Here is a 19,292-nt window from a genome sequence, read left to right on the forward strand (position 1 = left end):
TCAGTGACCTCCCTGGTTGACGGGTTTTGCATGGCTAACAGAACCTTTGCCAGGCTCAATCTCGAACGGAACATGGGCGGCAGACAGGGGCCTGGCCGGTCGATCGTCCTCGTTTTCTTCATCGTTATCCTCAAGGCCCACATATAAAACTCGCATCAAATAGTATACGCCTGCCGAGAACACCAGGCTGTACACCACCACATAACCGATTAATGTGAACAATGCCATGCCACCAGTGAGGGACGGTGTGACAGCCTCAGCGTGGCTCATCATGCCGTAAACGAGCCAGGGTGAGCGACCCACCTCGGTCACAAACCAGCCCGCCAATACCGCAATAAACGGTGCAATGCTCATGAATCGCAAGCCTTGCAGGAACCAGCTGGACTGGTAGTAGCGGCCTTTCGCACGCAGTAACAGACCTGCCAACGCGAACACAATCATCAGCATGCCAAGCCCAACCATCACTCTGAACGACCAGAATACAATGGCCACAGGTGGTTGCTCTTCTGCTGATACTTCATTGAGGCCCGGCACCTCGCCGTCCCAATCGTGAGTCAGAATCAAGCTCGCAAGACTGGGAATGCCGATCTCAAAGTGGTTGGTTTGATTGGCCTGATCCGGAATGGCGAAGAGCAGCAAGGGTACGTTGCGGGATGTTTCCCAGTTGCCCTCCATTGCGGCCACCTTCATCGGCTGGTGTTCAAGCGTGTTGAGACCATGAAAATCCCCGACAACCAACTGGGCTGGCGCGATGAACAACAGTAACCAGAGGCACATGGACAGCGCTTTACGGTTGGCTTCTACCTCGCGTCCGCGAAGCAGGTACCAGGCGCTAACACCGGCCACAACAAAGCCCCCGGTGAGGAACGATGCCAGTGCCATATGCAGGAACCGGTACGAAAACGAAGGATTGAACAGTGCTTGGCTCCAGGACACTACATGGAAAACGCCGTCACGCAGTTCAATACCTGCCGGTGTTTGCATCCAGCTGTTGGCCGCGAGAATCCAGAACGACGAAATGAAGGTGCCGGTGGCAACCATAATCGCGGCAAACAGGTGAACGCCCGGTGGTACCTTGTTACGCCCGAATAACAGCACGCCAAGAAAAGCAGCTTCCAGGAAGAATGCAGTAATCACCTCATAACTTAGCACCGGTCCCAGGAAATTCGCAGTCGCCTGGGAAAAGTTGCTCCAATTAGTGCCGAACTGGAACGACATGACGATGCCAGAAACCACACCCATACCAAAGACCACGGCAAAGACCTTGGTCCAAAAACCGGACAGTTTTTCCCAGACCGGGTTTTTGGTTTTGAAGGCCAAACCTTCAAGCACGGCAATATAGGAGGCGAGACCGATGGTGAACACCGGAAAAATGGCGTGGAATGACACCACGAACGCGAACTGAATTCGCGATAGGATGATAGGATCAAGATCCATTGAAGTACCTCCGGTAACGTAAACACGTCATAACAAAACGGGCCAGCGCACCCGCTTAGCCGCTGCCTTAGGTTATCTTGTTATGTTGTTATTACCGGCAGATTCGGTAATGCTACTCGCATACTAGCAAAATGCGATAGGGCAGTTTGTCGCACCCGTTGCTCTAAAACAATTATGGTGAGTCCAATGAGCTTTTACGAGGACCGAATTCTTCCCCATATCATAGACAAAGCATGCTCTATGGGACAGGTGATGAAGTTGCGCAGCCAGGTTGTGCCCCGGGCCCGGGGGCGAGTGCTTGAGGTTGGGATGGGCTCTGGCATCAACCTGGAATTTTATGACCAGACTCAGGTAGAAATGGTGTACGGACTGGAGCCCTCCGAGGGTATGCGGCGAAAGGCACTACCAAATCTTGGCCGCTCGCCCATACACGTGGAATGGCTGGAGCTGCCGGGTGAGCAAATTCCTTTGGATAATGAATCCGTAGACACGGTTTTGCTCACCTTTACTTTGTGCACCATTCCCGACTGGCATGCGGCCCTGATGCAAATGAAGCGAGTGCTCAAGCCAGGTGGCGATCTGCTTTTTCTGGAGCACGGGGAAGCTCCCCACGGCAGCACCCGTAAGTGGCAACATCGAATAACCCCGGGCTGGAAAATGCTCGCAGGCGGCTGTCATCTCAATCGAAACATCGCCGACCTTATTCTGCAAGCTGGTTTCGACATCCAGGAACTGGAAAATCTGTACATGCCCAACGCACCCAAAATTGCAGGATTTATCTACAAGGGCCGCGCCATCAAGCCGATTTAGCGCTCCAGTAAACGGTTTTTCCGCCACTTGGGGGAACTCAGGCCGGAACGGAATTGCGTTACGTCATCGGGCCTTATACAATTCCGCCCTCCACGCAGTTCCCTCCGATGCCCGGATGGTGAAATTGGTAGACACAAGAGACTTAAAATCTCTCGACCGTTAGGTCGTGCCGGTTCGATTCCGGCTCCGGGCACCATTTCAGTTAATGGCTTTCCATATAGCCTGATTCGTAGCTACACATAAAAACCGCCCCCTGAATCTAGCAGTGGTGTCGTTCTTGACGGTCAAATCAGGGGTGGGCCAAGCCCTCGGCAATGCGGTTTCTGTAATCAGTACTCAGTACTGCTCTTCCTCTTGTACCTCATCGCCGTCTTCATCAAACCGCTGATAGTCGGATTCCTGCGCAGGCATGACCGGATGTATCCGGTTGATATCACCGGTGGGCACCTGTGGATCATCTTTAATCAGCACCATGGTGGCGCCGCCTATAATCAGGATAAACAGGACTATTTTGATCAACAGGGAGCGATTCATGGATTCTCCTTTTCAACGTCTCATGATTCTACTGTGAGGGCGCTGAGGAGAAATACAACCAGGCGCAGGTTACTCGCCTAAGGTCGGTTCGACAGACGCCAGCCGCTTGGTGATACTGCGGTGAAACAGAATGAAGGAGGTAGATACGATGACACAAGCGGCGAATGGCCTGGTGCAACAACACACCGAACACGGGATAACCACGGTGACCCTGAGCAAGCCGGAGCAGCGGAACAGCTTGTCGATGGCAATGCTGGAGGCGTTGTCAGAGGTATTTACCGCTCTGGAGAACGATGCCGATACGCGGGTGGTGGTGTTGGCGGCGGAAGGCAAGGTGTTTTGCGCGGGGCATGATCTCAGGGAGATTCGATCCCAGTTCGACAGCCATGAGTTTCAGCTGGCGCTGTTTCGCCAGTGCAGCAAGGTGATGCAGCAGATTGTAAATCTGCCGAAGCCGGTCATTGCCCGGGTGGCGGGTGTGGCCACGGCGGCGGGCTGCCAGCTGGTGGCGAGTTGCGATCTGGCGGTGGCCGAGAGCGGCGCTCGGTTTGCCACGCCGGGCGTCAACATCGGGCTGTTCTGTTCCACGCCCATGGTGGCGCTGTCTCGCAATGTTTCCCGTAAACACGCGATGGAAATGCTGTTGACCGGTGAGATGATCGATGCGGGCAGGGCGGAACGCCTTGGACTGGTCAATCGGGTGGTGGCGCCGGAAGCGCTGGATGACACCGTTTACCAGATGGCGGCCACCATCGCCGGAAAATCCGGCCATGCCCTGAAAGTCGGTAAGGCGGCGTTCTATCGTCAGCTGGAGATGCCTTTGTCTGAGGCCTACGACTACACGGCAGAGGTGATGGCGGGCAACATGGGGGCAGCGGATGCACAGGAAGGCATCTCGGCGTTTCTGGATAAACGGAACCCTAAGTGGCAGGACAAGTGACTGTCAGTGCTGACAGGCATCACCGGCAGGCCAATGGAGCCTGTCACCTACGCCAATGCCGCGCTCTTCGAAGTACCCGGCATTCATTTCGACCGCATTCCAGAAAGGTTGCCCGGATGGGTAGTTCGGGCAATCTCTACCCCGTGAGGAAGGGCAAGGGGTCATTGATTTAAGACTCACAATCACGCCATTGCGATCAAGGTAGCCGATATCCAGTGGGATCAGTGTCTGAAACATCCAGAAACCGTGCCCGGCAGACCGTTCGTTTTGATAGGTGAACAGCATTCCGGCATTGACATCCATGTGTGTTCGGCCCATCAGCCCCTTTTGACGTTGCTTGTCTTCGCTGGCGACTTCAAGCGTCACGCTGTAACGCTCATTCTCGGTGACAAAGCAGGCTTTAATAACAGGTAGTTCGGCCTGCCCATTGGCATCAGTTGTCTCACAGCCGGCCAGTACCGCGAGCAGGCCAAAAACGAGTATCCACGGCTTTGAGCGACGCATCATGACCGCAGCCGGTAGCCGGTTTTGAAGATCCACCACACCGTTGCCATACAGAGTGAGAGAAACGCCAGGGTCATGCCAACGCTGATTGCGATATGCACATCAGCAACGCCATAAAAAGCCCAGCGGAAGCCGCTGATCAGGTAAACCACAGGGTTGAACAAACTGATGGTCTGCCAGACCTCAGGCAGCATGTCGATGGAATAGAAGGTGCCACCCAGAAACACCAGCGGTGTCACGATCATCATCGGTACGATCTGCAATTTCTCAAAGCCATCTGCCCAGATGCCAATGATAAAGCCGAACAGGCTGAAGGTGATGGAAGTCAGAACAAGAAATGACAGCATCCAGAATGGATGCAATATCGAATAGTCCACAAACAGTCGAGCCGTCAGCAGAATGATCAACCCGAGGATAACTGCCTTGGTGGTTGCTGCTCCTACGTAGCCAAGCACAATTTCAAAGTAGGAAACGGGGGCAGACAAGACTTCATAGATGGTGCCGGAGAACTTGGGCATGTAAATGCCAAAAGAGGCGTTGGAGATACTCTGCATCAGCAAGGACAGCATCACCAGTCCGGGAATAATGTAAGCACCATAGTCTATGCCGCCGATGTCGCCCATGCGAGAACCAATGGCCGATCCGAACACCACAAAGTAGAGGCAGGTGGAGATAACAGGCGACAATACACTTTGCATGAGAGTCCGCTTCATGCGTGCCATTTCAAACTTGTAGATGGCCTTTACGCCGTATACGTTCATTGAGCTCTCCGTTTGTGCCGTTCAATCAGGCGGTTATTCATGGACCAGCCCAACAAATATCTCTTCCAGTGAACTTTCCCTGGTTTGCAGATCGCGATATTCGATACCGAGATCACCCAGCGTTCGTAACAGGCGAGCCACGCCAGCTTGCTGCTGTTGCGCGTCGAAGGTGTAAATAAGCTCATAGCCGTCTTCAGAAAGCTCAACCGGCTCCAGTGTCAGCTGTCCGGGCACCTCGTCCAGCTTATGCTGAAGGTGTAGGCGCAGCTCTTTCTTGCCAAGTTTGGACATCAACTGGGCCTTGTCTTCAACTAAAATGATCTCTCCGTTGCGGATCACGCCAATACGGTCCGCCATTTCCTCGGCTTCTTCAATGTAGTGGGTAGTCAGGATGATGGTTGTACCGTTCTCACGCAGTTTACGCACCATTTGCCACATATCTCTGCGCAGCTCTACATCAACGCCCGCGGTGGGCTCATCAAGAAAGAGAATGCGCGGCTCGTGCGACAATGCTTTGGCAATCATCACACGACGCTTCATGCCGCCTGACAGTGACATGATACGATTGTTGCGTTTGTCCCACAGTGAAAGATCTTTCAGCACCCGTTCGATGTGATCAGGGTTGGCCGGTTTACCGAAAAGCCCCCGACTGAAAGACACCGCGTTCCACACGGTCTCAAAGGAGTCAGTGTTCAGTTCCTGGGGCACGAGACCAATGCTGCCGCGCGCTTTGCGGTAGTCTTTGATGATGTCGTGGCCAGCGGCTAGTACGTCGCCACTACTTTTATTGACGATGCCGCAGATGATCGAGATCAGCGTGGTTTTGCCGGCACCGTTGGGACCGAGCAAGGCAAAGATCTCTCCCGGATAGATATCCAGGTTGATGTCTTTCAGTGCCTGAAAGCCATCTTCGTATGTTTTGTTCAGGTGCTTTACGGAAATGTCCGGTTGCACGGGCGTGTCCTGTTTTGTGGGTGATTCAAACCAGAAAGCCCGACATTTTCTCATGCTGGCAGCACTTTAGAAACCTTTGCTATGTCGGGAATTATCCCCATAATGCCCGCTTCGACAAGATCAGGGACTGTGTATGTTACGAACCATTGTGATGGTAAGTTTAGTCGCCGTGACAATTGCATTGGTGGTTTTTGGTCTACGGTATAGGGAAGTTGCCGGCAATGCTGCGGAACAACCGCAATGCGATCTTCTGGAAGGCGCCTGTGAGTGGACAACGAGCGAGGGCGACTGGCGGGTAACGCTGATTGCCACTGAGCCGAGTGCTCAAGGTATGCAGTACCGGTTGTTGCTGACGGTGCCGAAATCACCAGACCGGTTTTTAGCGGTTCTGCGCGGGCGGTCCATGTATATGGGCGAATACCCGGTGCCTCTGGTAAGAGAGGAGCTCCATGAGTATCAAGCCCGATTTACCGCGCCGTTTTGCACGACGGGTGCCGAGATGGTCTGGCGAATCGATCTGCAGGACGGGCAGGAAAAACTGAAAAATGTGCCTTGGACGCTGGTGTTCAAGGCACACTAAGAGTTAAATCCCGCAAAATCTCAGTCTTATCCATTGAAAAGTAATGGATAAAATTGCCGCAGCGAGCAACCGAAAAGGATCGCTAATCGCCGTCTAGAACCGCCAAAACCGGTAGCAAGAAGGCAAAACTGTGATAGCGATGCCAGAGGTTTAACAGGTTGGCATGGTTTGCAGGGCAAGTTTGCGGCGAATAGTGCGGCCAAGTACATCCACGCCAATATTCAGAGACGCAGTGATCAGGATCAGGATCATGGCCCGGTCAAACTGGATGTTCTGGATGGCACTGTCCACATAGAAGCCGAGCGTGTAGATACCCAATATGCCGAGAATTGCGGTTTCACGCATGATGATTTCCCAGCGGTAGAAGAGAAATGCCAGGAAGGACCGGTAGACTCTAGGCACCAGTTCCCAACTGTAGCGCGTGAATCCGGTCGGCGCATCGGGCCGCAGTTCGATGGTATTGGTCTGTCGCCCGATCAGGTGGCCGATGATGCCGCCATTGTGAAGGGCAAGAGCAACCACGGCGGGCAGCATTGAGGGCCCCCAAAGCTGCAGCAGAATGTACGCCAGAATGTATTCGGGCGTGGAGCGGGCGATAACCAGCAACACATGGCCTGATGTGCGCCGGACTGGCCCGCCAAAGTGTTTTGAGATCAGGGGGAATGCCAGCAGCGACAACAGGCCCGTGGCCACCAGCGCGATTTGGGTAAGCACAATCGTGTTCCAGATACCGGGCAAGGCCTCGGTGATCATCAGGTCGCCGAGCCAGCTGGACAGGCCAGTCAGACCCTCACCGTTCCTGATTGGAAACGGCACAATATCCTCTGTGAAGAAGCGTTGAACATTGCCCCAGACTATCGGAAATCCCTCACCAAGAAAGAAGGGTGCGGCGAGCAAATAGGCTGGTAACAGCTTTGGCCTTACCCAGATGGGCATAGTCGCGATGAGCACATAAAACAGAATGAGCATCGCGCCGGCATCAGAGTACATGCCTTGTGAAAAAGACGACTCAAGGTAGAACCCGAGCGTAGGCAACCCAACAAAGCCCAGAATGGCAGATGAGCGCAAACCACACTCCAGGCGATACGCCGTGTAGGTGCGAATTTGCACCCAGCAATCAGGTATGCGCGCATACAGGAAGGCTGCAACCGCACTGGTACCTGGAGGTAGCAGTCTGCTGGGTTCCGGATCGGATTCTTCCAGAATTTCCGAATAAACCTTCGCAAAAATACCCGCGTAGGGGATGGCAATCGCGAGTACGCCGGTGAGCGGGTGAAAACCAAAAAACTGCAGAAAGATCAGTGCCCAGAACAGCTCGTGAATGGCCCGGATAAAGGCGCAGAAAATACGGACCGGTAGAAAGCGGTAAACCAATGCCAACAAAAAACCAAAGAAGCTGCCTAACGCTACACCAACAAAACCAAAGGCAACCGTGCGCAATAAGGCTGTCAACAAGCCTTCGGTACTGAAAAAGTTAGGAGTGGCGACGCCAATAAAAAACTGGCCAAGATCCCGCCAAGGGTTGGCCGTAGTGATGGCGATGTCGGCCACGAATAAACCAGCGACGGCAATCGCGAGAAACAGCAGGCTGGCTCTTACTGTCGGGTAGGAGAGCATGATGTCAGTACAGGGCCATGATGTCAGCGGCCTGCAGTTCGCTGACAGGCTGGTCCAGGGCAATCTGCCCGTTCTGGATGCCGACAATACGGTTGCAATAGGCGAGAGCCATATCGACATCGTGCAGCGCAACCACACTGGTGCTGAACTGATCCGTTAAGGCCTTCATGACGAGGTGCGCCATCGGGCCATCGAGCGCCGAGATCGGTTCATCAGCCAGCAATATGGGCGCGTTACGGTAAAGTGCTCGAGCAATGGCTACGCGTTGACGCTGGCCTCCAGACAGTGAGGCCGCAGGTACCCATTGCTTTTCCGGGATGCCCAGCTCGTTTAGTAACCGGGCGACGGTGTTCCGATCTTTACGGAACGGCCGGATCAGTGTCAGGGTGTTGTACCACAAGGGATGTTTATCGAGCTGACCCATGAACACGTTGTGAAACACGGGCAGGGCATTGACCAGTCCCAGCCCTTGCGGCACCAACGATGCATCTTGTGTAAGGCGTTCGTAGAGTAATTTGATGAGGGTCGATTTACCGGCACCGCTTTTGCCGACCAGGGCAACACGCTCACCCGGATGAACTTCCAGAGACAGCGGGCCGATAACCCGCTTGTCTCCGAAGCTTGCGCTTAGATCATTGAAGGCAAAGCCTGACATCAATCGATGATTCCCAGTTCGGATGCGACACTGCGAATGGGTTCGTAATCGTCGTTGGATGCAGGGATAAAGCCCTCGCGGGGAAAGCTCTCAAGCAGGGCCGGGTCGTCCAGATTCAACAGCGCCTGACGAACCTTGTTTTTGAAACCTTCACCAAAACGGTCGTCAACGTCACCGCGAATCGTCCATTGGTAATTCGGGAATCCGGGCGTCTTCCAGATAACTTTGACATCGTCGGTGTTGATGTTGCCATCTTCAAGCTCTTTATCCCAGACCTTGTAGTTGAGGGCGCCGACTTGGTAGGTGCCAGACTCCACAAGTCTCAGGGTGCGGGTGTGGTTGCCACTGAAGCCTACCCGGCTGAAGACGCTTTCGGGGGGCTCCTTGAACTGATCACGGATGTGATATTCCGGAATCAGACGGCCTGAGGTGGAGCCTTTGGAGCCAAACGTGAATGTTTTACCACGAACACCTTCTGGCAGCTTATCAGCACGTTCCAGGCCGGTGCTCTTGTGGGCGATGAAGTAGTTGTAAAAAGCCTGATCTTCGACGCCTTGGGCCAGTGCTTCAGAACCGGGTACCAGCGCGCGAGCCTGCACACCGGAGAGCCCGCCAAACCAGGCCAGCTGAACTTGATTGTTGCGGAACGCTGAAACAGCAGCCGCGTAGGACTTAACCGGAATATACCGAACATCTACCTCAAGCTGTTCAGACAGGTAATCGGCAATGCCTCGAAAACGCTCAACCAATCGGGTTTCGTCTTCGTCCGGGATGGCAGTGAATACAAATGTTTGCGCATTTACAGTGCTGGTGGCGACCAGCGCGAGAACACCGGAAATAAGCCATTTCCGTATTTGCCTGGTGATCATATGTCTTCCTTATGGGGATTTGCTTAACGTACGTTTCGAGAATGGTTTTCGCCAATCAGGTTGGGACTGACAAACCCGACGCAACCAAGAATAACGTGATTTGCGTAAACTCTGAACCGATATACGGGACAACTCTTTACTTGGAGTGGGGCGACATGCAGAATTTTGCAAATTCTTTGTGATAAGTCCAATGAAAATAATCATTATTACGCCCGCTGGCCCGGATTCAAAAGCGGGTAATCGGGCAACTGCTGTGCGCTGGCAACAGCTACTCGAAGATGCCGGTCATCACGTTGAAGTTGCTACTGACTATGACGGAGAGTTCTATGATCTGATGATCGCACTCCATGCGTGGCGTAGCGCGGTAATAGTACATCGTTTTCGTGAATGTTGGCCGACCCATCCTTTGATCGTGGTTTTGACCGGCACGGATATCTATCATTATCAACATGAGTACCCGGAACCCACTCACGCTTCCATGGCATCCGCCAACGTGCTGATTGGCCTTCATGACCTGGTTGCCAGAGACATCCCAGAGCGGTTTCACAGTAAACTGATAACACTCCGGCAGTCTGCCCCGGTACCAAGCATTCGGGCTGGTTTAAAAGCAGAGCCCGGGCAGTTCAACGTGTGTGTGATCGGCCACCTCAGAGCTGAAAAAGACTCGTTGCGCGCCGCCTGGGCCAGTCGGCTTTTGCCGGATGATTCCCACATCATCGTGTCTTGTGCGGGCAAACCCCATAACGACGAGTGGCGGGACAAAGCCCTGCAGGAAAGCAAGGATAATCCTCGATTTCACTGGCTCGGCGAACTGGAAAAGCCTCAACTTGAACAGCTCATGTCTGTCTGCAATCTGATGGTGATCAGCTCTGTGATGGAAGGCGGTGCTAACGTTGTCTCTGAAGCGTGCAGGGCAGGATTGCCTATTCTTGCGTCTGACATTTCAGGCAACCGAGGATTGCTGGGTGACGATTATCCGGGTTATTTTCCGGTCGGCGACGACCGTGCTCTGGCGGAGTTAATGTATCGGGTAGAGCAAAACCCGGGCTTGCTGGCAACATTAGTCGCCAAAGTGGACGATCTGGCAAAAAGCTTTACCGCGGAAAAGGAGCGCCAGAGCCTGGAAAAGGCTCTGGCGCTTGCCATGAAGGCGGTCAGTCCCGAAGCGTAATCGGCTCTATGGCGCCATTCTCGTCCTGCGCAGTCACACGGCCGATAATGGCTGTGTGAGGGTAACCCAGTGATTTGAGCTCTCGTACACAGGCTTCGGCAACGGCTTCTGGAACACTGGCAAGCAGTCCTCCGGCTGTCTGAGGATCAAAGATCAACGGATAGCGTGGATGATCAACCCAGTCTGCCTGATTGCGGATACCCCGCCGTAACCGAACGTTTGCCGGTTGTAGGGAGCTGAGAATGCCCGCTGCGACCGTTTCTTCTGCGCCTGGCAGGATTGGTATCGCAGTCAGGTCAAGCTCAGCATCAACACCGGAGGGCCGAGTCATTTCAACCAGGTGTCCCAGCAACCCAAAACCGGTTACGTCTGTGCAGGCGCGAGCCCCAAAACGCACCAGGCAGTCCGCGGCAGGTTTATTGGACTGAACCATCGATGCCAGCGCTGCATCAATCCAGCGGCCTTTTGCCTCAAGTCGAGCATGAGCTGCAAACAAGGTTCCTGTGCCGATTGGCTTGGTTAACAGCAACACGTCACCGGCACGCAGGCCGCCTTTGCTCATGACCTTGTCGGGATCAATCAATCCATTAACCGCAAAGCCGAGAGCGAGCTCCTTGCCTTCACCCGTGTGACCGCCCACCAGCGCGCAGCCGGCTTCGTTAAGCACTTCCACTGCGCCGGACATCATCTGGAAAACGGTATCTTCCACTTTTGATTCGATGCCGTAAGGCACGGTCGCAACCGCGGTGGCACTCTGGGCTTCTGCACCCATGGCAAACACATCGCCCAGGGCATGATTGGCGGCTACTTTGCCGAATACGTAGGGGTCGTCAATAAACGCACGGAAAAAATCCACGGTATGAACCACTGCCATCCCTGGCGGTACCCTTAGCACAGCGGCATCGTCCGGTGCATGCAGGCCAATGATGATGTCATCCCGCTCGATAGGGCGGAGTTCACCAAGAGCACGAGACAACACCGTACTGCCAACTTTCGCGCCACAGCCGCCACAACGCATGGCTACCGCAGAAATTGCCTGGGATGCTTCCTCCGGGTTTTGTGCCGCTGAGGTGTCTGGCAAGCGGCCGGTTTCTTCCATGGCAGGAAGATCGCTGAATTTCTGCATAAACCGGCGATCGATCCAGTCTTTCCAGCGCCACACCCAGGTTCCGGCAGTGCCGAAATTGCCACGGGAGGCGATGGCATATTGGTCACCGGTGCTGATCAGCGCCAGCCAGTTTTTTTGAGGTTTGAAGGGCTTCGGCGGCTGACCGGTGGCCATGCGGCGGAGGTTGTCCGCCAATGGCGGGCCCTGACGGACCGCAAACACACCGGCTTTTTCCCGGGGATGGTCGACCACGTTGGCGATATCACCTGCGACAAATATGTTGTCGTCGTTTTCGGTCTGCAGCGTGTCCCTGGCCCGGATAAACAAGCCGTCATCCAGCGCCAGCCCCGTGTCGTTCAGCCAAGCTGGGCCGCCGGCCCGGGTTACCCAGAGCACTTCGTCGGATTGCAGAGTCTGGCCCGACTCGGTCATCAGCAGCCCTTGCTCGACTTTGGAAACAGGTGAACCAAGATGCAGCTTTACGCCGCGATGAACAAGTTTGTCACGGAAGACCGCGCGGACTTTCGCATTGTGCGTGGGCAGAATCTGATCAGCGGCATCAAACAAGTGGAAGTAAATCTGGTCCGGATTTTTGCCACGCCGGGACAATTCATTACGCAATCGATACTGCATGGCCAGTGTCAGTTCAACGCCACCCGCTCCCGCGCCTACAACGGCGATGGTCAGTGGGCCGTCGTGATTTTCGACCCGCGACAGTAACGATAGCCAGCGGTTGTTAAAACCCGTGATCGGTTTAACGGGAACGGCATGCTCTGCGGCTCCGGGAACCTCAGATACCCGCGGTGACGAGCCGATATTAATCGAGAGCAGATCGTAAGGGACGTTAGGTCGGCCTTTACAGATAACACGTTTGGATGAGCGGTCCAGGCCGGTTACTTCGGCTCGGTAAAACCGGGCACCGGCAAACTCCGCCAAGCGGCTCAAATCAATATGTACGTCATCGTAACTATAATGACCGGCAACGTAACCAGGCAGCATTCCGGAATAGGGTGTGTGGGTATCACGACAGATCAGGGTGAGCCGTACGCCGGGGGCCGGATTCATGGCGAATCGCTTAAGGACCCCGACATGGCTGTGCCCGCCGCCTACCAGGACAATGTCCCGCAATACAGGTTGCTCAGGCGTTTGCATCAAATGACTTTTTTCGCTTCGGTGGACAGTTCGTTGAATCCTTTAAGGCTCTTGAATGCCTCAAGTTTCTGTTTGTCTTCGTCACTCGGATTAGCGATCTGCTCAATGGATGTAAGGCCAGCTTCTTTCATTTTCTTAGCGGTTGCCGGGCCAACACCTTTGATGCGAGTGAGATCCGATTTATCGACAGGTTTGGTTGCCTTGGGTGCTGCGGTTTTTTTCGCAGCAGGTTTTGTTGGCGCAGCGGATTTCCTTGCTGCCGGCGTCTTGGCGGGCGCTTTTTTGGCTTCAGGCTTGGCAGCCTCCACTTTCTTGCTGGCAGTCTCTGTTGCCTTTTTCACTTCTTTACGAACTTCTTTGGTGGCAATGCCAAGCTTTTCAAGCAATGACGCCTGAAGCTCATGGAACTCATCCATCCGTCGTTCAAATTCGTCGTTGAAGCGCTTCATTTCGCGCTCGCGCAGCTCGTCCATGTCTTTGATCAGTTTGCGCACGGGATCCTGAACCTGGTGCTGAAGGTGATCAAACTGCTTTAACGCATCGTTGATGAGGCCTTCAATTTGAGAGGAGGTCTTCTCAAATTCTTTATTCACTTTTTTTACGATCTTATCAACGCTGGGTTTGGCTTTCTTTGCCATCGGACGTCTCCTTACAGGGGGAGTAGTAGTGGTGGAAGGGTATCAGGCTATTTGCCTCATTCCCGTCGCGGTATTCGAACTTCTTCGGGATTTGAGGCTTTGTTTCTTCAAAAGCACTTCACGAATACGGCGGACTTTGTCTGCCAAAGGTGAATCATCACTGGAGTCAAACTGAATAAAATCAATGGAATAAAAGAAGTTGCTACAGTGTTTTCTTTTTTCAGTAACTAAGCCTGAAAGACCCTCTGCACGGATTTCCTCAAAGGGCATGTCCATGATCAGATCAAACAGGATGGTATCGCCAGGGCTGAAGAGCTTGTCGGTCTTCATTACACAGCCATAGCTATCCAGTTCATAAAGACGAGCATCCACTGTCTCTTTGCGAAACAGGCCGTGGCGGATGCGAAAACGGGCGACAATATCCGGTAATTCTTCGTTCATGAAACGCTTTCTCTGCCTGTAAGGCCGGCCAGATGACTTGAGCATAAATTAAACAATAGACGGGCGATCCAATTTTGGCAATCCCATCAGTAAGCTACCGTAACGCTTTCACGGAGTAGGTCAATATCTGGCCCGGGCAATCCGGGCCAGATAAAAGCCGATTACAAGGTTTTGAGCTCATAAAGATCCACACGACGATCTTTCAGGTTAGTGACAGAGCCTTCGTTGCGGACCAGTGTGAGCTTTTCCAGATCCATGTCGGAAAACATGATCATTTCTGTATTAGGGGTTGTTTCTGCCATCACGGCGTCGTGTGGAAACGCAAAATCTGACGGCGAAAACACAGACGACTGCGCGTACTGAACGTCAAGATTCTCCACTTTTGGCAGGTTACCAACACTGCCTGTGATGACTACGTAACACTCGTTTTCGATGGCACGGGCCTGGGCGCAATGGCGAACCCGGAGATAACCATTTTTAGTGTCGGTCCAGAACGGCACGCAAATGATGTCTACGTTCTGACTGGCGGCCAGTCGGCCAAGCTCCGGAAACTCAATGTCATAACAGATCAGTATGGCAACCCGGCCGGCGTCGGTTTCAAATACCTCGAATTTATTACCGCCCTCAATCACCCAATCTCTACGTTCGTGAGGCGTAATGTGGATCTTTCGCTGTTCATCAACCCGGCCATCGCGGTGGCAAAGGTAAGACACGTTGTACACGCGATCGTTCTCAATCAGCGGCATGGAACCGGTGATTATGTTGATATTGTAACTGACGGCCATTTCTGACATTTCATTGCGGAACTGCTCGGTAAACCCTGCCAGAAATCGAATGGCCCTGGTTTGGTCCATCTGGTCCGTCAGACCCATCAGTGGTGCGTTAAAAAACTCCGGGAAAAGCGCAAAGTCACTCTTGTAATCTGACAGTGCATCGACAAAGTACTCAACTTGTTTGAGCACTTCTTCAACCGATGTGAATTCCCGCATCTGCCACTGTACCGCGCCCAGCCGAACCTGAGTCTTTTTAGTGTTGAGAACCGAAGAGGGAGGGGTGTAAAGAATGTTACGCCATTCCAGAAGCGTGGCGTAACCAAGTGATTTCTCGTCTTCCGGCAGATACTTGTGCATCAGCCGGGTTACCTGAAAATCGTTGGAGAGCTGAAATGTCAGAATGGGATCGTAGATTTCTTTGCGATCCACCCGATGGATGTACTCTTCCGGCGTGTACTGTTCGGCGTATTTAAAATAGTTGGGTATACGACCGCCAGCCAGGATGGCTCGCAGGTTCATCGACCGGCACAGTTCCTTGCGGGCTTCATAGAGCCGGCGGCCGAGGCGGTAGCCACGGTATTCCGGATGAATAAACACATCCAGACCGTAGAGCGAGTCGCCGTTCTGGTTGTGCCAGATTTTCTCATTACGAAGGATCAGGTCGTCGTAGGCATGCGGGTTGCTGAACCTTTCGTATTTCACGCATACGGTCAGCGCTACCGCCACCAGTAGCCCGTTATCCTCAATACAGATCTGCCCGTCAGGAAACTGTTCAACCAGTGCCTTAATGGTGTCACTAGGCCACGCACCACCGATATCGTCGTAAACTTCGTCCATCAGCTCCTGAAGTTGACTGTAGTCTCCAAGAGTCAGGTTACGCAGATTCAGGTGTAGTTCTTCATGAGCCATTCAGGAGCGTCTCCATTTCGTGGGCAGATCATTGCTTGAATTCCTAGTTTAACAAAGTCTTCTAAAGACTTCGCTGCAATTGCCGTTATCCAGATAGTTCGCATCTATAATGAATGAAAAAGTAATCCAGTTGCCCAGGCCTTCCCGGAGGATTTACCGTTGAATTTTTCATTTGCGCAAAAGCTACTCATTGCTGTCGGCACGCTAATCGCTGTGTTAATGATGGCTTTAACTGTGGCGACGGATGTTCGGCTGCGATCGACAACAGACCGCTACATTGATGCCCTCATGCAAGACGCCGTAACGCAAAGTACGTCCAGTATCTCGGATTGGCTTAACACCCGTCTCGATATGGCAGAAGCAACTGCCCAGGCCCTCGAACAGATACGCACGGATAACACAGCTCGCGTGTTAATGGAGGCAATGACCCAGGGCGGGAATATCAAGGATGTGTATGCAGGCACAGAAGATGGCCGCATGATCATGAGAAGCCTTGCGGTTGAGGCAACGCTCCCTTCTGATTACGATCCAAGGGTGCGCCCCTGGTATCAAGGCGCCCAACGTCTTGGCAGAGCCTCTTTTACCGACCCTTATCAGGATGCAACCAGTGACGAAATCATTATCTCGGCCATGGCCCCAATAAGGTCCGGGGCTTTTAAAGGTGCTGCAGGTATGGACATTGGCCTTGGCACCATTCAAACCATGTTATCGACCATCACGTTGGCCGACACCGGTTTTGCGGCTTTGGTGAATCAATCAGGCAATGTCCTGTTTTACCCAGACTCAGCCGTCGTTGGACAAAATATTTCAGAGGTGATTGGAGAGCAGCCTTCTTTCAATGGCAGAACACATCGCTTTCGCATGGACGGTGCGAATTGGAGTGCAGGGTTTCATGCCATTGCAGATGCGCGCGCCGTCGACTGGTACCTTGTCACCTTTGTGAACGATGATTTGGTCAACGCTCCGATCGTAGAGGCCAGGGTATGGGGATTGACCATCGCCGGTGTTGGTCTGGTTATCGCGATGGTGGCGCTCTACTTCGGCATCCGAATTCTGATGGCCCCGGTGCGCAGATTAAATACGGCCATGTCGGGCATCGCCTCCGGTGATGCGGATTTGAATAAGCGCCTTGATGATTCTGCATCGGATGAATTTGGCGAGCTTGCAAAATGCTTTAATCGCTTTGTCGCAAACATTCAGCAGGTGGTTCACGAAGTAAAAGAGGGGTGTGACGAACTGGCCGGTAATGTCTCTTCGCTGCGAGAAACGTCCAGTGCCAGTCGCTCCAGCGTAGAGAACCAGCAGAACGAGATTGATATGATTGCCACCGCCATTAATGAAATGTCAGCGGCCGCCGGCGAGATTGCTCAAAATGCGCAGCAAACCGCAGAAGCCTCAGAGAATGCAGATCAAGAAAGTCGAGAATCCCTGCAAACGGTGGCGGCTTCAAGAGATGCGGTTGAAAAACTCTCGCGAGAGATCACTGCAGCGACTGAGGTCATCGATGCGCTGGGTAACGATGTGTCGTCTATCAACACGGTACTTGAGGTGATTCAGGGCATAGCGGAGCAGACCAATCTGCTGGCACTGAACGCTGCCATTGAGGCGGCCAGAGCAGGCGAAGCTGGCCGGGGGTTTGCGGTAGTGGCAGACGAAGTCCGCAACCTGGCCCAGCGAACCCAGGCCTCAACCGGAGAGATCAACGACATGATTGAGCGCCTGAAGAAAGGCGCCAATGATGCGGTTGATGTGATGAAAGCCTCGACGGCGGTTTCCAATGTCAGCATGGAGAAGGCGCAGGATGCCATGGATTCGCTGAATCGCATTGCGGATGCTATTACTGCGATAAGTCAGATGACCACTCAAATTGCGACGGCATCTGAGGAGCAGACGTCGGTGACCGAAGAGTTGAACGCTTCCATCACTCGCATCGCCGATCAGGGCCAAGACGCCGCCAGAGCCGCGAGCGAAAATGACGTTTATAGCGGACACATTGAAACCATCGGCCACACCCTGAACGAAAAAGTTTCCCGCTTCCGCGTGTAGCCGTTGTCAGGTTTGACGAGGGTTGGCCAAGGATGGCCTGCTAGAATTATTGACTGAGGAATTCGAGCCTTCGACGAAGATTTTCCAGGGTATGCCTGCCAATATACAGGGACTCTTCGCTGAGGTAGGGGTTCTCCAGAGTAAGGATTCGACGGCGTTCCAGGCCCAGCTCCGTGACAGCACGCCCAAACCACGTTTTCAGGTAGACTGCAAAACTGCCGTCCTGGATGGCGCGCTCCATGCCCAGTTGCAACCGATGGGCGGTCTCCTGATCGTTGGGTGCGACGAACAAGTAGGATGGCATGGGGTAGGCAATCAACAAGTTTGGCTCGATCACCAGATCATCCGCCTGATTGAACTCGATATCGTACAGCACTTCACCGATGCCGCGAGCAAAGCACTCGAAGCGTTCGTTGCGGAGCATTCCGAACAGAATTTCATAGCGTGTATGGGTTATCACGCTGATGCCATTGGCTTCGAGGATCGGTGTGTCTGGCCAATGAGTGCCCTGGCCAATCCGGATGTCTTTCGCTTTCAGTTCATCAATGTTGGTGATGTCTTCAAATAATGTCAGGTTTTTGGGCAGTACCAAACACACTCTGAAGCCAAGTAAACCGCCGTCCACGGGCAAGGGAATGGGGTTGAGAAACGCTTCTCGCTCTGCGGATGTTGCGACGTTGGCAATATCCACCAATCGATTGTGATTGTTGGCGAGTTCTTTGAGCGCGCGGCCCTGGCTGAGTTCTTCACTGCGGACCAGTTCGTAACTGCCGTACTCCGGCGTTTTGGTCAGGGCCAGCTCAACCAGTGATCGAATGGCGGGGTTGTCGTAATTGCGATACCAAAGAATAAGACTGCGATGATCATCCGCCACGGCCAGGGCTTGTGCCGGAACTGTTAAAAATAACGCCAGCAGGTAGATTACCCATGCTGATGGTGCTTTCTGGTCACGTCGCGTCACGCGTTAATCCTTTAATGATTCAGGATAGAAGCTCTCTACCCGAAGATCGGAATCCAATTCCACTTTAGAACACTTTATGACCATTGAACGATACAACTATCAAAAAAACTGCAAAAGCTTCTTGAAGCAAGGGCTTTGACTTGCAATTATCGCCTTCAAATCAGCAGGAAACCTCTATTATGGCACTTATCGACACCCTCATCGGCACTGCCGGCCAATGGGTAACCAACAGCAATCCCAAGGCGACTTTGTTGCAGCCGCTGGATTGGCTGAAAAAGACGGGAAGCTATGCAACGGTTAATCGGCTTATCGGTATGGCAATTCCGTTTGCGACGCGCAATGGCTTCAGTGTAGAGGAAATGCGCCCCGGTTATGTGCGGGCAAAAGTAAAACTGAAGGGCAACAAAAATCACTTTGGCAGTTTGTACGCGG

General features: G+C 53.3%; 18 protein-coding genes, 1 tRNA gene and 1 pseudogene. 7 read left to right on the forward strand and 13 right to left on the reverse strand.

All coding sequences use genetic code 11. The features are described 5' to 3' along the window. Entirely contained in the window at window positions 1-1,437 is a 1,437-nt protein-coding gene (locus IBX51_RS01945) for a cytochrome ubiquinol oxidase subunit I (protein ID WP_291828160.1), read from the reverse strand. A gap of 186 nt (window positions 1,438-1,623) precedes the next feature. Between IBX51_RS01945 and IBX51_RS01950 the strand changes: the two genes are divergently transcribed. Together IBX51_RS01950 and IBX51_RS01955 are read left to right on the forward strand one after the other, a co-directional pair. Beyond that, complete coding sequence (locus tag IBX51_RS01950; RefSeq protein ID WP_291828162.1) at window positions 1,624-2,247, forward strand: class I SAM-dependent methyltransferase; 624 nt, start codon at window positions 1,624-1,626, stop codon at window positions 2,245-2,247. Window positions 2,248-2,356: 109 nt separating this feature from the next. After that, a tRNA-Leu gene (locus IBX51_RS01955) sits at window positions 2,357-2,443 on the forward strand. 140 nt (window positions 2,444-2,583) lie between these two features. Here IBX51_RS01955 and IBX51_RS01960 read toward each other — a convergent pair. Next, window positions 2,584-2,781: a hypothetical protein gene (locus tag IBX51_RS01960; protein WP_291828164.1), complete on the reverse strand. Its 198-nt coding sequence runs from the start codon at window positions 2,779-2,781 to the stop codon at window positions 2,584-2,586. 148 nt (window positions 2,782-2,929) lie between these two features. Here IBX51_RS01960 and IBX51_RS01965 point away from each other — a divergent pair, with 148 nt between their 5' ends. Then, on the forward strand, window positions 2,930-3,721 hold the full coding sequence (locus IBX51_RS01965; RefSeq protein ID WP_291828166.1) for an enoyl-CoA hydratase: 792 nt from the start codon (window positions 2,930-2,932) through the stop codon (window positions 3,719-3,721). A 3-nt stretch (window positions 3,722-3,724) separates the two neighbouring features. Here IBX51_RS01965 and IBX51_RS01970 read toward each other — a convergent pair whose 3' ends face one another. The 3 genes from IBX51_RS01970 to IBX51_RS01980 are packed head-to-tail and all read right to left on the reverse strand — an operon-like array spanning window position 3,725 to window position 5,940. Continuing rightward, window positions 3,725-4,228, reverse strand: coding sequence for a DUF192 domain-containing protein (locus IBX51_RS01970; protein ID WP_291828168.1), 504 nt, complete (start codon window positions 4,226-4,228; stop codon window positions 3,725-3,727). Next, on the reverse strand, window positions 4,225-4,986 hold the full coding sequence (locus IBX51_RS01975; protein ID WP_291828170.1) for an ABC transporter permease: 762 nt from the start codon (window positions 4,984-4,986) through the stop codon (window positions 4,225-4,227). The genes IBX51_RS01970 and IBX51_RS01975 overlap by 4 nt, the downstream gene beginning before the upstream one ends. 33 nt (window positions 4,987-5,019) lie before the next feature. Continuing rightward, window positions 5,020-5,940: an ABC transporter ATP-binding protein gene (locus IBX51_RS01980; RefSeq protein WP_291828172.1), complete on the reverse strand. Its 921-nt coding sequence runs from the start codon at window positions 5,938-5,940 to the stop codon at window positions 5,020-5,022. Window positions 5,941-6,109: 169 nt separating this feature from the next. Between IBX51_RS01980 and IBX51_RS01985 the strand changes: the two genes are divergently transcribed. Further along, window positions 6,110-6,520 (forward strand): hypothetical protein, encoded by a 411-nt coding sequence (locus IBX51_RS01985; RefSeq protein ID WP_291828173.1) that lies wholly within the window; start codon window positions 6,110-6,112, stop codon window positions 6,518-6,520. Between the two features lie 150 nt (window positions 6,521-6,670). On the opposite strand, the gene IBX51_RS01990 is transcribed toward IBX51_RS01985, so the two are convergent. The 3 genes from IBX51_RS01990 to IBX51_RS02000 are packed head-to-tail and all read right to left on the reverse strand — an operon-like array spanning window position 6,671 to window position 9,661. Next, window positions 6,671-8,137, reverse strand: coding sequence for an ABC transporter permease (locus IBX51_RS01990; RefSeq protein ID WP_291828175.1), 1,467 nt, complete (start codon window positions 8,135-8,137; stop codon window positions 6,671-6,673). A 4-nt stretch (window positions 8,138-8,141) separates the two neighbouring features. Beyond that, complete coding sequence (locus tag IBX51_RS01995; protein ID WP_291828176.1) at window positions 8,142-8,792, reverse strand: ATP-binding cassette domain-containing protein; 651 nt, start codon at window positions 8,790-8,792, stop codon at window positions 8,142-8,144. Continuing rightward, entirely contained in the window at window positions 8,792-9,661 is an 870-nt protein-coding gene (locus IBX51_RS02000; protein ID WP_291828177.1) for a putative selenate ABC transporter substrate-binding protein, read from the reverse strand. Before IBX51_RS02000 ends, IBX51_RS01995 begins: the two co-directional genes overlap by 1 nt. A gap of 190 nt (window positions 9,662-9,851) precedes the next feature. On the opposite strand from IBX51_RS02000, the gene senB reads away from it, so the two are divergent. Beyond that, entirely contained in the window at window positions 9,852-10,832 is a 981-nt protein-coding gene (gene senB, locus IBX51_RS02005; RefSeq protein WP_291828179.1) for a selenoneine biosynthesis selenosugar synthase SenB, read from the forward strand. Here the strand turns inward: senB and selD are convergent. The 4 genes from selD to IBX51_RS02025 form a co-directional block, all read right to left on the reverse strand. Continuing rightward, window positions 10,816-13,092 carry a selenide, water dikinase SelD gene (gene selD / locus IBX51_RS02010; RefSeq protein ID WP_291828181.1) on the reverse strand — a complete coding sequence of 759 codons (2,277 nt, stop codon included), beginning with the start codon at window positions 13,090-13,092 and terminating at the stop codon, window positions 10,816-10,818. The genes senB and selD overlap by 17 nt on opposite strands. Then, window positions 13,092-13,730: a helix-hairpin-helix domain-containing protein gene (locus IBX51_RS02015; RefSeq protein WP_291828183.1), complete on the reverse strand. Its 639-nt coding sequence runs from the start codon at window positions 13,728-13,730 to the stop codon at window positions 13,092-13,094. Before IBX51_RS02015 ends, selD begins: the two co-directional genes overlap by 1 nt. A gap of 42 nt (window positions 13,731-13,772) precedes the next feature. Next, entirely contained in the window at window positions 13,773-14,171 is a 399-nt protein-coding gene (locus IBX51_RS02020; protein WP_291828185.1) for a hypothetical protein, read from the reverse strand. A gap of 161 nt (window positions 14,172-14,332) precedes the next feature. Continuing rightward, window positions 14,333-15,853, reverse strand: coding sequence for a bifunctional GNAT family N-acetyltransferase/carbon-nitrogen hydrolase family protein (locus IBX51_RS02025; RefSeq protein ID WP_291828187.1), 1,521 nt, complete (start codon window positions 15,851-15,853; stop codon window positions 14,333-14,335). Window positions 15,854-16,012: 159 nt separating this feature from the next. Between IBX51_RS02025 and IBX51_RS02030 the strand changes: the two genes are divergently transcribed. Continuing rightward, a complete protein-coding gene (locus tag IBX51_RS02030; RefSeq protein ID WP_291828189.1) occupies window positions 16,013-17,899 on the forward strand; it encodes a methyl-accepting chemotaxis protein in 1,887 nt (628 codons plus the stop codon). Between the two features lie 46 nt (window positions 17,900-17,945). Here IBX51_RS02030 and IBX51_RS02035 read toward each other — a convergent pair whose 3' ends face one another. Beyond that, window positions 17,946-18,860, reverse strand: coding sequence for a transporter substrate-binding domain-containing protein (locus IBX51_RS02035; protein ID WP_291828191.1), 915 nt, complete (start codon window positions 18,858-18,860; stop codon window positions 17,946-17,948). Window positions 18,861-19,039: 179 nt separating this feature from the next. On the opposite strand from IBX51_RS02035, the pseudogene IBX51_RS02040 reads away from it, so the two are divergent. Beyond that, window positions 19,040-19,292, forward strand: a pseudogene (locus IBX51_RS02040) (DUF4442 domain-containing protein); the annotation flags it as partial.

The organism is Marinobacter sp., assembly GCF_014859525.1.
Taxonomy (GTDB): Bacteria; Pseudomonadota; Gammaproteobacteria; order Pseudomonadales; family Oleiphilaceae; genus Marinobacter.